Here is a 14750-nt window from a genome sequence, read left to right as displayed (position 1 = left end):
TTGCTAATTTCTAGTTAATGAATTAACTGTTAGCTATTAGCTCTTCTCCATTTCCCAATTTTAGCGGGGGGAAACAGTAATTTCGTCGTCCTTCGCAAACATTTCACCGCTGGTGATTGATGTGAGAGCTGCCAGAGGCCATAAAACGCCGCTCAGCATACATTTGATTGCCAAAGGAACGTCGATAATAATCTCTTTTTCCTCTGGGGTTGCTGATTTTTTGGTAACTTGCAGATAAGAACGGCCGACCCAACCAATCCAACCTGCGATATACAAGAACAGTATGCTAGGAATCAAAAAGTCCCCTGCTTTGCTCAAGTTGCCGTCTACGATTAAGTGGGGGTATCCTTCCGGGCCGCACATAGCTTGAGAATAGCGATCGAATCTTGCTTTCGCAGATGCCGGGTCGCCATTGGTAGAACGTGCATTTTTAGCCAGTTCCTTGAATTCGGGAGAGTCTTTGCACGGCACTAAATTGTAAGCCGAAGCAACTGGAGCAAAACTGATCCAGACACTCAACACTAAAATTGCAGCAAACAATCGTCGCATGGAATTGTTTCCTTTTGTTACAAAACAATAAGTTTTTGTACAAGCATTTCAACTTGCCGATCTCGAATCCAGATGATCGTGTTTGTTGACAGTGTAAAGTATCCATCATTGATGCGGCAAAGCCCAATAGAATGAGGGATTGCCGTTTTCATAGGTCAATGCTGAGCTAGCAATACCGCGAGGATATTCCTTCATTGCATCAGATGATGACCTTACCTGTCGATCGGGCAAAAATCCCTTAACAATAACCTGAGTACAGGTAGAGCGGGGGACTTGCGCCGAATTAGTTAAGCTAGCAATAACTAACCTATCAAATAAAATTACCAGTTAATGGCAACCATTTTCGCAATCGAAACAAGTTGTGACGAAACAGCAGCAGCAATTGTTAAGAATCGTCAAGTTTGCAGCAATGTTGTAGCATCGCAAATTAAAATCCACGAGCAGTTTGGTGGGGTTGTGCCGGAAGTGGCTTCGCGGAGTCACCTAGAAATGCTCAATCAGGTAATTGCCCAGTGTCTCGGTGAAGCAAACCTCAGTTGGTCAGAAATTGACGGCATTGCGGCAACTTGTGCCCCCGGTTTAGTAGGTGCATTGTTAGTCGGGCTGACAGCGGCGAAAAGCTTGGCAATAGTCCATCAAAAACCTTTTTTAGGAGTCCACCACCTCGAAGGGCACATCTACGCTTCTTACCTTACCGAACCCGACTTGCAGCCACCGTTTTTGTGTTTGTTAGTTTCCGGGGGACACACTAGCTTTATTTACGTCAAAGATTGCGGCGTTTATGAAACTGTAGGACACACGCGCGACGACGCTGCCGGCGAAGCTTTTGATAAAGTCGCAAGACTCTTGCAGCTAGGATATCCCGGCGGGCCGCTGATTGACAAATTGGCCGCCCTTGGCAATCCCCAAGCATACCCTCTACCAGAAGGCAGAATTTCTTTGCCTGGTGGCGGCTACCATCCTTACGACAGCAGTTTTAGCGGCTTGAAAACCGCAGTTTTGCAATTAGTACAGAAACTCAAGAAACAAAATAACAATGTGGGTGCGGAAGGCATCTTGCCTGCCTCTACAATTAATGATATTGCGGCCAGCTTTCAGGAAACTGTAGCTAAGGGTTTAACAAAAAGAGCGATCGACTGTGCGGTAAATTTCGGGCTTACCACTATTGTAGTCGGCGGGGGAGTTGCAGCAAACAGCGGACTGCGAAAAAATTTACAAGCAGCAGCAGCAAAACACAACTTGCGAGTATTGTTTCCGCCATTAAAATATTGTACAGACAACGCAGCAATGATCGGCTGTGCGGCTGCAGAACACTTGCAGCGAGGACACACATCGCCGCTGACTTTGGGACCAAATTCGCGGATGGCTGTCAGCGATATTATGGAACTGTACAAGAGTCATTAGTTAACAGTCAACAGTCAACATTCAACAGTTAACCGTCAACCGTCAACCAAACGATGAAAATTCGCGACGCAGAAGAAAGCGATTTGCCAGCAATTGTCCAAATATATAATGCAGCAATACCGGGCAGAATGGCCACAGCAGATTTAAAGCCAGTCTCAGTCGAAAGCCGCCTCCCCTGGTACAGAGAACACTCCCCCAATTCCTGGCCGATTTTGGTAATGGAATCAGAACAAAATATTGTTGGCTGGCTGAGTTTTCAGCTTTTCTACGGACGCGCCGCCTATCAGCATACAGCAGAAGTTAGCATCTACGTCGCACCCGATCGCCAACGCTGCGGAATCGGACAAAATTTATTGCAATCGGCAATTGTGCGGAGTCCAGAATTGAAGCTTAAAACTCTAATAGGAATAATTTTTGCTCACAATCAGCCGAGTGTAAAATTGTTTGAGAAATTTGGCTTTCAGCGGTGGGGATATCTGCCACAAGTTGCCGAACTTGACGGCGTTGAAAGAGATGTCGTAATTCTGGGTTTGCGTTGTTAGCTGTAGGGAAACGGCAATGCCAATTGGTGTCAACTTAAAGTGTCAGTCCGCCCAATCCTTCCGTCCGCCCGTCAGTCCGCCAGGGAATGAATTCCCTGTCTAATAGCGAAAGTCCTCTTAAAAGGACTAATGAATCTTAAATTTTTCTTCTCAGTCCTCTTAAGAGGACTTTCGCTTTGAGGCAGGGGTTTCAACCCCTGCCGGACTATCGGTTGTACGTTAAGTTGTCACCAATGAGCTCTTGGAGTGTCCTAATTTGAAGGAAACGACAACACCGTGTCTTGATTTGTAGGGAAACGGCAATGCCGTGTCCTAATTTGGAGGAAACGGCATTGCCGTTCGTCTACCTCAATCTGCTAAAATTGTAATTTCATCCAAAGATGCGATCGCCACATCCGCATTTTCCAAATGACTAGCCTGGGCCTTCCCCCAACAAATCCCAATACAGCCAGCCGCGCCCGCATTTTTACCCATCTGAATATCGCCCGCTGAATCTCCCACCATCAAAGTTGCTGCGGGATTTACTCCGAGTTTTTCACAAGCTTCCAAAAACAATTTTGGATCTGGTTTGTGAACCGTTGAATCCACTCCCATTTCTAACTGAATGTAGTCACCTAATGCGTGGTGTTTCACAAATTTCTGCACAACCTCCGTCGTAGCCGCCGAAAGAATTCCCAGTTTTAAACCCGCTTCCGAAAGATATTTCAGCACTTCCAAACTGCCGACAAATAAAGGAGAAACAGCACTATTTTTAAACATTTCGTCAGCTTCGTCAAAAGCGCGGCGCGCAATAGTTAAAGATTCCAGCCATCCCCTGCCGGTTTCCGCGATGTATCCCGCTGCAACAATCTCATTTTCCCCGCGACTACCGACTGCTAGCAAGCCCGTGGGGTCGATGCTGCCGCTTTCGATGCCGAAAGCCATTTGTAAAGGCTCTCCAACCCCCGGAATTTGAGCGTCTGCGAGGCGCGATCGCTTCATCCCCAACAGTCTCAAAAATTCTTGAGAATCCTCTAGAGTGCCGTCTTTGTCAAAGATTACGGCTTCGATATTTGAGAAGGTAATGCCCCGACATTTAATATTTACCAAGAATCTGAACTCCGTAATTTTTATATTTTTTTATATTTTCCCATATTGCGCTATTTTTGGCAATTATTAATTGCCCGCGATCCTTGTGTTCCTACAAAATCATGAGACAACATTAGACATCTCCAATAATTATTGTGGAACAGGCATCTTGCCTGTTCAAAACAGGCTTTGCTGGAGATGACTCTTGTTGTGTCCCTACAAAATTAGGACACAACATTGTTGTGTCTCTACAATCAAGAAATTAATATCTTCCCGCTAAATTGGCAACTATTAATGCTATTTGATCGGGCTCGACAGGTTTGGCAATATGTATTTGAAATCCAGCTTCGATCGCCTTTTCGCGTTCTCGATCGCTCGCATAAGCAGTCAGCGCAACGGCTGGGATTTCTCCTCCGGCTTCTGCTGCAAGAGCTCGCACTTCTCGAATTAAGAAATATCCATCATCCTCTGGCATTCCGATATCCGAGATTAGTACGTCATATCTGCCGGGGTTTTCCTTCATAGCAACGATCGCACTTCTGGCAGATTCCACCGTCGAAACCTCCGCCCCGTAGCTTTTGAGCACAAATTCTAAGAGTTCCCGGGTATCGATCCGATCGTCTACAACTAAAACGTGCAAGCCTTCGAGAGAGGGGACAGTATCATTTGAAGGATTTAAAGGCCCTAGCAAAACAGTTGACTTTAAATTGATCGCCGAAGTCAACTCTTGAGGCAACAATCGCAGCGGCAATCTCACAGTCAGTGTAGTTCCTTGTTCGTCACCCGGACTTTCGGCTTGCACCGTTCCTCCGTGCAATTCTACCAGATGGCGCACTATCGCCAAACCCAATCCTAGCCCTTGATTCCGCTTAGTCATGCTGGAATCGACTTGATGGAAACGATCGAAAATATACGGCAAAAATTCTGCCCGAATGCCTTTTCCCGTGTCGCTGACTTGAAGTTGAGCCTGATTCTCGATCGCCGACAGCGTGACTTCTACTCGTCCCCCCGCAGAAGTAAACTTAATGGCATTAGACAGAAGATTCCACACAACTTGCTGCAAGCGAGCAGCATCACCTAAAACAGTCGCATCACTCAACTGCGAAACAATTTCAATGTTTTTTGCTGCGGCTGATAATTGAACCACATCGAGCGCAGCTTGCACCACCGCAACCAGATCGATCCAATTTATATTAAGAGCGAGCTTGCCGCTGGTAATTCTGGAAATATCCAGGATATCTTCGATTAACTGAGATTGCGTCTGCGCGCTGCGCTCGATCACCTCTAGAGCGCGATCGGCTGCTGCTTCCTTAAGCACGCCGGAGCGCAGGATGTTTGCCCACCCCAGGATCGGAGTCAGGGGATTGCGGAGTTCGTGGGAGAGATTTGCGAGAAATTCATCTTTAGCACGGTTAGCGGTTTCTGCTTGTTGGCGGGCCAACTGTTCCTGCTCCAATAACTGCGATCGCTGTGTCTCAAACTGCTTGCGCTCTGTGATGTCCTCGATCGACAACAGAATCATTAATTCTCGGTCTTCTCGTTCAAGTTTACAAGCATTGAGCAGCATAGTTTTCTCCCCTATCTGCTCAAAAACGTGCTCCAACTCAAAGTTTTGAAGCTCAACATCACTAACCAGAATATCTTCCAATATCGATCGCAATTGGGGGATATTCCACTGCCCGTTGCCTAGCTCAAACAGCGAACATCTTGTTGTTTCTGACTGTGAAACCTGAAAGGTTCTATAGAACGCTCGATTTGCTTTGTTCACTCGGAAATCAGCATCTAGCGCGACTAAAGGCGTTTGCACAGTTTCCACGATGGTTTCAGCGTAGTTTCGGGCCTCCTCCAAAGTTCTGGCACTGCGTTTAAGAGCATCAATATCGATCAAAACTATTACCACACCGTCAATCCTGTTTTCCACTGTGCGGTAAGGACGAATGCGGAGGTTGTACCAATATCCCGATAAAGTTTGAACTTCTTGTTCTTTCGTCTGGAGAGTATTAATCACCTTCAAAATCATCGCTGACAAATCTGGCAGATCGAGAGCCGAGCGAATATCGTTAAAAGGTCGTCCAATATCTGTCGGAATCAGATTAAAAATTTCCTGAGCCGTTGGTGTAAATCGCCGAATTTGTAAATCGTTTGCCAGCATTAAGACAGGGATATTAATACTAGCAAGCAAATTTTTCAGATCGTTATTGAGCTGCTGCTGTTCAAAATTTCGATTGCGAAGTTCATCGTTAATAGTGGTGAGTTCCTCGTTAGTGGCTTGAATCTCTTCTTTAGCAGTTTCTAGCTCCTCGTTGGTGCTTTGCAGCTCCTCGTTGCTCGATAGGATTTCTTCGTTCGCAATTGTGAGGTCTTGGTTGAGAATTTCCTGCTCCAGGAGCAGCGATTGCAGGTGCGCTTGAGCCACCATTTTTTCTTCGTTAGCGCTGGCAAGTGCCTGCCTCAGCAGTTTAATTTCAGGCTCTAAATCACCTCGATCGGAGCTTTCAGAAGAGAGGGTGCCGAAGTTGAGCGCCTCGGGTAAAGCCTCTTCAAATAACACCAATAAATACCGTGCTGCGGGGGGGCGTGACGGGAACGGTATCACCTCAATATTGACGATATTATATCGTCCGCCCGCTGCCACCGATACCCTTTCTTTCCTAACAGTAACGTTTTGCATTTGTGCCTGAGAAATCGCAGTCCGCAGCTCAACAATCAAGCCTTCTCTTGCCATATTCAGCAAGTTTAAGTCCGGCGTTCCGGCTGCCACTCTCAAGTAAGGATCGATGTCTCCCCGCACTTGCATGATTTTCATCTGCTCGTTGACAACCACGCTTGGTGGGGAATAGCGAGTCACTATCAGTTGGTCAGTGGCTCGCTGCAAGTCAAAGCTATTGATCAATTTTTCTTCATTCGCTCCCTGTTGTTGAGCAGCTTTAGCGACGGGATAGGAACTCGGCCTAAACGCAAAAGAGGGACGAATTGCAGTCAACTTTTTCGTATAAAGTTTACATTTTTTATCTAATGAAGTAAACAAGTATGAAAATTTTCCGGTACTCTCAGAAGTGCCTAACAGGAGAAAGCCTGTTGGGTTAAGACTGTAATGAAAAGTCGGCATCACTCTTTTTTGCAAGGGCTCTGCCAAGTAGATCATTACATTGCGACAGCTAACTAAATCGACATTGGAAAAAGGCGGATCGCTGCCTAAGTCTTGTCGGGCAAATACACACAGTTCGCGGACTGCCTTGCAGATTCTATAACCGTCTGCTTGTTCGGCGCGAACAAAGAAGCGAGTACGCCGTTCTGGTGAAACGTCTACCATCTGGTTTTCTAAGTAGAAACCAGACCTCGCTTTGGCGATCGCGTTCTCGCTAATGTCGGTGGCAAAAATCTGGATCGGCGGCTGGGTGATTCGATCGCTCAAAAACTCTAACAAGCAAATGGCGATCGAATAAACTTCTTCACCTGTGGAACATCCCGCCACCCAGATCCGAATCGGATCGTTTGCCGATTTATTTTGGGTAATTGTGGGGAAAACCAGCTCTTTTAACTTTTCAAATACTTCGGGATCGCGGAAGAAACTGGTAACGTGGATCAGGATTTCTTCATATAAAGCTTTGACTTCAGCCGAATTTTGTCGGAGGTGTTGGGCGTAATCTTCCAAGCTTTCCAGCTTGTACAACACCATCCGCCGCTGGATGCGCCGAGCGATCGTAGTGGGTTTATAGTGTCTAAAATCAACGCCTGCGGTCGATTTGATCAGCGCAAAAATAGTTGCCAGGGCATCTGCGTATTGGGGCGATTTCTCAAGTTTTTTCAGGAAAATCGTGGAAGAGAGAAGGCGACTGCGACGACTGTAGTTTGCCAGTTCCTCGGCAATTTTTTCCGGTGGCAGAATGAAATCGACATTGCCTGTGGCAACAGCGGTATTCGGCATACTATCGAATTTTGCCGTGTCTTCACATTGAGCAAAAGTAATGCCTCCGGCTGCTTTGATTGCCCTCAGCCCCTGTGAACCGTCTCCGTCTCCCCCGGATAATACTACGCCGATCGCTTTGTGTCCGCGATCGGCTGCCAATGACGTAAAAAACGCATCTCCCGGCATATATTTGCCATAAACCTTCTCGCGGGGTGATAGTTGCAGCAGGCCTTTAGATAGCACCATCTTGGTGTTGGGCGTAATGACGTAGACTTGATTCGGCTCTACAGCCATGCCGTCTTCTGCCTCATTAACATGCATTTCCGTGACTCTCCCGAGAATCTCGGCGAGCAGGCTCTTGTGATCGGGCGCTAAATGCTGAATCAGCACAAACGCCATACCCGTATCTGCAGGTAAATTGCTCAGTAACCCCCTGAATGCTTCCAACCCTCCTGCTGAGGCGGCAATCCCAACTATGGGAAAGGGGGCATCGGTTTTTGCTGATGGTTCCATGTCGATGGTAGCTGGCGCGATCGATTATCGTGTATTTTGTGGAAATAAGTTTATAAGATCCATTTAAACCGCACTTATTCGCAGCCAACCAATCTCGTCAGCCTCGAAGTATGTCATGCGGACTACTCTAATTGCACCTTGAGTTGCTCGCATAGCGCAACCGTCTTAAGGATTAGGCGCAGTGTGAAGCGATTATACGATTTACGTATAAATACGGAATAAATCGGTTTTTTTATATTTTTGTGCCGACGATTTTTTTTGTATAAAAACCAGGTTTCTACGTAATACCAATTTTTTATGAGGCCCCGTAGAATCCGATCCCCCCTAGCCCCCCTTAATAAGGGGGGACAAGAGTTTAACTGCCTAATTTAATCTCAAACATCATCAATCAAAACTCCACAATATTTAATATCTTCCCGCTAAATTGGCAACTATTAATGCTATTTGATCGGGCGGGACAGGTTTGGAAATATGCATTTGAAAACCGGCTTGGATCGCTCTAGAGCGTTCTTTATCACTCGCATAAGCAGTCAGGGCAACGGCTGGGATTTCTCCTCCGGCTTCTGCTGCAAGAGCTCGCACTTCTCGAATTAAGAAATACCCATCATCCTTTGGCATTCCGATATCCGAGATTAGCACGTCATATCTGCCGGGGTTTTCCTTCATAGCAACGATCGCACTTCTGGCAGATTCCATCGTCGAAACCTCAGCCCCGTAGCTTTCGAGTACAAATTCTAAGAGTTCCCGCGTATCGATCTGATCGTCTACAACTAAAACGTGCAAGCCTTCGAGAGAGGGGACGACATCATTTGAGGGGTTTAAAGGCCCTACCAAAACAGTTGACTTTAAATCGATCGCCGATGTCAACTCTGGAGGCAACAATCGCAGCGGCAATCTCAGAGTCATTGTAGTTCCTTGTTCCTCACCCGGACTTTCGGCTTGCACCGTTCCTCCGTGCAATTCAACCAGGTGACGCACGATCGACAAACCCAATCCTAACCCTTGATTCCGCTTAGTGATGCTGGAATCGACTTGACGGAAACGATCGAAAATATACGGCAAACAGTCTGCCCGAATGCCTTTTCCCGTGTCGCTGATTTGAAGTTGAGCCTGATTCTCGATCGCCGACAGCGTGACTTCTACTCGCCCCCCCGCAGGAGTAAACTTAATGGCATTAGACAGAAGATTCCACACAACTTGTTGCAATCTATCAGCATCGCCTAAAACAGTTGCACCACTCAACTGCGAAACAACTTGAATATTTTTTGCCTCCGCTGATAATTGAACCCCATCCAGCGCAGCTTGCACCACCACAACCAGATCCATCAAACTGCTATTAAGAGCGAGCTTGCCACTGGTAATCCTGGCAATATCTAGGATATCTTCGATTAACTGAGATTGCGTCCTAGCGCAGCGCTCGATCACTTCTAGAGCGCGATTAGCCGCTGCTTCGTTAAGCTGGCCGGAGCGCAGGATTTTTGCCCATCCCAGGATCGGAGTCAGGGGATTGCGGAGTTCGTGGGAGAGATTCGCGAGAAATTCATCTTTAGCACGGTTAGCACTTTCTGCTTGTTGGCGGGCCAACTGTTCCTGCTCCAATAACTGCGATCGTAGTATCTCCAACTGCTTGCGCTCGGTGATATCCTCGATCGACAACAGAATCATTAAAGCTTGGTCTTCTTGTTGAAGTTTATAAGCATTAAGCAGCATAGTTTTCTGCCCTATCTGCTCAAAAACGTGATCCAACTCAAAGTTTTTAAGCTGAACATCGCTAACGAGAATATCTTCCAATATCCATCGTAATTGGGGGATATTCCACTGCCCGTTTCCTAGCTCAAACAGCGAATATTGCGCTATTTCTAAGGATGAAACATGAAACGTTTTATAGAAGGCTCGATTTGCTTTATTCACTCGGAAATTAGCATCTAGCGTGACTAAAGGCGTTTGCACAGTTTCCACGATCGCCTCAGCATAATTTCGTGCTGCCTCTAAGGTTTTGGTACTGCGTTTGAGCGCGTCAATATCTATCAAAACCATGACCACACCGTCAATCTGGTTTTCCGTTGTCCGGTAAGGACGAATGCGGAGGTTGTACCAATATCCCGATAAAGTTTGAACTTCTTGTTCTTTCGTCTGGAGAGTATCAATCACCTCCAAAATCATCTGTTCCAAGTCGGGAGCGTTCAGAGTCGATCGGATGTCGCTAAAGGGTCGTCCCACATCTGTGGGAATCAGACTAAAAATTTGCGGTGCCGTTGGCGTAAAACGTCGAATCTGTAAATCGTTTGTCAGCATTAAGATAGGGATATTGATACTGGAAAGCAAATTTATCAGATCGTTATTGACGAGGCTTTGTTCAATATTTCGGCTGCGAAGTTCCTCGTTAGTGGTAGTAAGTTCCTCATTAGTGGCTTGAATCTCTTCTTTGGCAGTTTCTAACTCCTCATTGGTGCTTTGCAACTCCTCGTTGCTCGATAGGATTTCTTCGTTCGCAACTTTGAGGTCTTGGTTGAGACTTTCCTGAGCCTGGATTACCGCTTGCAGTTGGGCTTGAGCGGCATTTTTTTCTTGGTTAGCGACTGCAAGTTGCTGCCTCTGCAGCTCAATTTCGCGCACTAAATCAGCTTGCTCGAAGCTTTCAGAAGGGAGGGTGCTGAAGTTAAGCACCGGCGGTAAACCCTCTTCAAATACCACCAAAAAGTAGCGTCCTTCGACTGCCTGTGGCGGGAAGGGCATCACCTCAAAATTGACGAGACTCGATCGTCCGCCCGATTCAAGCAATACCCCTTCTTTCCTAATGGTTACGTTCTGCGTTTGTGCCTGATAAATCGCGGTGCGAAGCTCAACCAGCAAGCCTGCCCTTGCCATAGCCAGCAAGTTTAAGTCGAGCGTTTCGGCTACCACTCTCAAGTAAGGATCGATGTCTCCCCGCAGTTGGATGATTTTCATCTGCTCGTTGACAACCACACTTGGTGGGGAATAGCGATTCAAAATCAGTTGGTCAGTTGCTCGCTGTAAGTCAAAGCTATTCATTAATTTTTCTTCATTCGCTCCCTGCTGTTGAGCAGCTTTAGCGACGGGATAGGAACTCGGCGTAAACGAAAAAGTGGGACGACTCGCAGTCAAATTTTTCGCATAAAGTTTACACTTTTTATCCACTGAAGTAAACAAGTAGGAAAATTCTCCGGTACTTTCAGAAGTGCCTAACAGGAGAAAGCCCGTTGGGTTAAGACTGTAATGGAAAATCGGCATCACTTTTTTTTGTAATGACTCTCCCAAGTAGATCAGCACATTGCGACAGCTAACTAAATCGAGATTGGAAAAAGGCGGGTCGCTGCCTAAGTCTTGTCGGGCAAATATACAGAGTTCGCGGACTGCCTTGCTGATTCTATAGCTACCTTCCTCTTGGGCAATAAAGAAGCGAGTACGTCGCTCTGGTGAAACATCTACCATCTGGTTTTCTGAGTAGAGGCCAGACCTCGCTTTGCCGATCGCCTGTTCGCCAATGTCCGTGGCAAAAATCTGGATCGGTGGCTGGATAGCTCGATCGCCCAAAAACTCTAACAAGCAAATGGCGATCGAATAAACTTCTTCACCTGTCGAACATCCCGCCACCCAAATCCGAATCGGAGTTTCGGCCGATTTATTTTGGCTGATCGTGGGGAAAACCAGCTCTTTTAACTTTTCAAAGGCTTCCGGGTCACGGAAGAAACTGGTAACGTGGATCAAGATTTCTTCATATAAAGCTTTGACTTCAGCCGAATTGTGTCGAAGATGTTGGGCGTAATCATCCAAGCTATCGAGCTTGTACAGCACCATCCGTCGCTGGATGCGTCGAGCGATCGTCGTGGGTTTGTAGTGGCTGAAATCTACGCCTGTGGCCGATTTTAGCAGCGCAAAAATACTTGCCAAGGCCTCTCCCTCTTCGGGCGATTCCTCAACTTTTCTTAGGTGAAGCGAACCGGTGAGAAGGGGATTGCGACTATAGTTTGCCAATTCCTCGGCAATTTTTTCCGGTGGCAGAACGAAATCGACATTGCCTGTGGCAACAGCGGTAATCGGCATACTATCGAATTTTGCCGTGCCTTGACATTGAGCAAAAGTCATGCCTCCGGCTGCTTTGATGGCGTTGAGCCCGAGTGAACCGTCTCCGTCTCCCCCGGATAATACTACGGCGATTGCTTTGTGTCCGCGATCGACTGCCAATGACGTAAAAAACGCATCTCCCGGCATATATTTGCCATAAATCTTCTCGCGGGGTGATAGTTTCAGCGCGCCGTTAGATAGCACCATCTTGGTGTTGGGCGGAATAACGTAGACTTGATTTGGCTCTACAGCTATGCCGTCTTTTACCTCATTAACAGGCATTTGCGTCGTTCTCGCGAGAATCTCGCTCAGCAGACTTTTGTGATCGGGGGCTAAATGCTGAATCAGCACAAACGCCATACCCGTATCGCTCGGTAAATGGCTCAGTAACTGCGTGAATGCTTCCAACCCTCCTGCTGAGGCGGCAATCCCAACTATGGGAAAGGGGGCATCGGTTTTTGCTGATTGTTCGATGTCGAGGGCGGGTGGTGCGATCGATTCGGGTGTATTTTCTGGAGATAATTGAGGAGAAGTCATGATGTGAAGTCCTCGACTTCAGTTATTGAGCCGCCAACATATCTGGTAAGCGTGCGGCTGATTAATTCAGACTATTTTTATCAGAGCTTAGGTTGCCATTATAACGGCAGTCGCTTCAGGATGAGCTAAACTTTTGCAGCCATGCTCTGAGGGCGATCGAAGCACTCTCTCTGCTGGCGGGACGATCGCAACGAGAGGCTGGCAATAACTAAGTAGTATATCTGCTTACCTACTTAGCTTCTTTCAGCGACCTATGAGGCACACAGCGCGATTACAGATTCAGTATTAATTCTAGCAGTATAAGCGACTTGCGCCCCTTGTATCCCTTTTAAATCTTCAACTCGTCTGTGAATTTCGGACACTCCAGCAGCTTTTAATGCTGTCAAAAATGCTTGGTCGTTGTAAACATCTTCGGAAAACGAAACTTCGTCACTTTTAGAAAGATTTTGAAGGCGGGCGGCTTTGTTGACTGTGGAGCCAAAATAGTCGATCGAATTATTGAGATTTACCAGCAAAGCCGTACCTCGGTGAATGCCAATTCTGACTTGAACCCACTCTGCTTGCGGGCGAGTTAAATTGTACTCTCTGAAACAAGCCACAGCACCGACGGCCGCCTGAATTGCTTGTTCGTTGCTGATAAAGGAAGCCATGACGGCATCGCCGATGGTTTTAATGACTTTACCGCCAAATTTCTCGATCGAGTCAAAGAAAATTTCAAAATGGTCGCGCACAATATTGTAAGCTTTAGTATCTCCCAGTGTTTCGTACATTCTGGTAGAACCGGTAATATCAGTAAACATAATAGTAATCGCCCGAATCTTGACTCGCTCTCTTTCCGATATTACTTGATCGCCGAACAAACGCTTATAATCCGGGTGATGAAGCAGTTGCATTCCTGACAGCCGCAGGGGCAGTTGTTCTACTGTAAATTCATCGGGCAATTCATCTGAATGCAAAATCAAACCGGACAAATTGTGTTCGGTATTAGTCAATTCGAGCTTAACTTTTCCCGGACGCACGGCCAGCTCTTTTTTGTCAAAATCTGGGCCGGCTAACTGCTTGAGTTTAATTTCTTGTATGGCTTCTGTTTCTTCGCCTTCAACCTTTAAAATCCCTTTAGCTAAAGTCAGGGGACAGCAGTAGCGGTATCTACCTTCTTCTAAGGTGACAATCTCGGATTCAGTGCAGTATAAAGGCGTTACCAGTTGCAGTTTGCTCTGGAGTACGGGAGGGGGAGCGCAGACGGGCCGCAGTTGCGGGTCTTCGATTTCTTTGTTTAGGGAAAAAGTAACTTCGACGCGATCGAGCAAATCAATTTTAAACTCGCGCTCGCACATCGGGCAAAAAGACATTTCTGATGTGTCTGCCAAGTCCTTAAATTCTTCTGTAATCATGTTGCAGTGGGGACAGTGAATATCCCAGTGCAAGTCGAAGGCGCCGGCTTTTACTCCGTGCAGAAATTCCGAAGTAATTCTTTTAATATTCTTGACTGTATCCCCTGCGACGTAGTAGGGGTTAATTCTCAATCTCTGCAAAATGTGGGAACCGATTAACCATTTTTCGATTTGGTCGATCGTTCCTTTGCTAGAATTGGGACGTTTTTTGAGCTGTTCTAGTTTTTCTTTTAATAGTTCGATATTCATGATATACTTGCCTTTGAGCCTCAGGGCAAGAAATTGATAATAATTTTGTTGTATACTTTGCTCATCTGCTTGGTTCTGGCGTGAGAATTATGATGAGTTTGCACCTGTGCGGATATCTCTTGCCTTTATAAATCTTAACAAATTAGCACCATGAAGGCGATGCCTATTTAGGCAGATCGATCGCGCTGTCACTTCTTTTAATTCAAAGTGCGATCGGTGCATCGGTCTACAGTAATATCTTAAATCTCGGTAATTAAGAATCGGGAATTGGGAATGGGGAATTGGGAATTGGGAATTGGGAATTGGGAATTGGGAATTGTCAACCACCCAGCAGCGACTAATGACTAATGACTAATGACTAATATCAATTCCCGCTGCCTCGGAATGATATCAAATCCTTGGTTCAAAAGTCGGGCGTAAAGCAATACGGTTCAGTTAAGAGCTATGCAGTGCTTAAAACAATAAATACAGGAGGATTCATTATTATTCCAGTACCTC

7 protein-coding genes are annotated in these 14750 nt (G+C 46.4%); 2 read left to right on the top strand and 5 right to left on the bottom strand.

The window, feature by feature from the left end:
- Positions 1-60 precede the first annotated feature (60 nt).
- Positions 61-549 (bottom strand): Photosystem I reaction center subunit III, encoded by a 489-nt coding sequence (locus QUA57_RS21255; RefSeq protein WP_333037176.1) that lies wholly within the window; start codon positions 547-549, stop codon positions 61-63.
- A gap of 330 nt (positions 550-879) precedes the next feature.
- Here QUA57_RS21255 and tsaD point away from each other — a divergent pair, with 330 nt between their 5' ends.
- Positions 880-1953: a tRNA (adenosine(37)-N6)-threonylcarbamoyltransferase complex transferase subunit TsaD gene (gene tsaD / locus QUA57_RS21250; protein WP_333063452.1), complete on the top strand. Its 1074-nt coding sequence runs from the start codon at positions 880-882 to the stop codon at positions 1951-1953.
- A 53-nt stretch (positions 1954-2006) separates the two neighbouring features.
- Positions 2007-2495: an N-acetyltransferase family protein gene (locus QUA57_RS21245; RefSeq protein WP_333063451.1), complete on the top strand. Its 489-nt coding sequence runs from the start codon at positions 2007-2009 to the stop codon at positions 2493-2495.
- Positions 2496-2843: 348 nt separating this feature from the next.
- On the opposite strand, the gene QUA57_RS21240 is transcribed toward QUA57_RS21245, so the two are convergent.
- The 4 genes from QUA57_RS21240 to QUA57_RS21225 all read right to left on the bottom strand — a co-directional run bounded on the left by QUA57_RS21240 (position 2844) and on the right by QUA57_RS21225 (position 14252).
- A complete protein-coding gene (locus QUA57_RS21240) occupies positions 2844-3584 on the bottom strand; it encodes an HAD family hydrolase (RefSeq protein WP_333063450.1) in 741 nt (246 codons plus the stop codon).
- 241 nt (positions 3585-3825) lie between these two features.
- Positions 3826-7986 carry a chemotaxis protein CheB gene (locus QUA57_RS21235; protein WP_333063449.1) on the bottom strand — a complete coding sequence of 1387 codons (4161 nt, stop codon included), beginning with the start codon at positions 7984-7986 and terminating at the stop codon, positions 3826-3828.
- Between the two features lie 405 nt (positions 7987-8391).
- Positions 8392-12609: a chemotaxis protein CheB gene (locus QUA57_RS21230; protein WP_333063448.1), complete on the bottom strand. Its 4218-nt coding sequence runs from the start codon at positions 12607-12609 to the stop codon at positions 8392-8394.
- Between the two features lie 251 nt (positions 12610-12860).
- Positions 12861-14252, bottom strand: a complete 1392-nt coding sequence (locus QUA57_RS21225; RefSeq protein WP_333063447.1) for an adenylate/guanylate cyclase domain-containing protein — start codon at positions 14250-14252, stop codon at positions 12861-12863.
- Positions 14253-14750: the final 498 nt, after the last annotated feature.

The organism is Microcoleus sp. Pol7_B2 (assembly GCF_036701035.1).
Lineage (GTDB): Bacteria > Cyanobacteriota > Cyanobacteriia > Cyanobacteriales > Microcoleaceae > Microcoleus.
The sequence above is the reverse complement of the archived record's forward strand: the minus strand, read 5'-3'. Positions and strand labels throughout refer to the sequence as shown.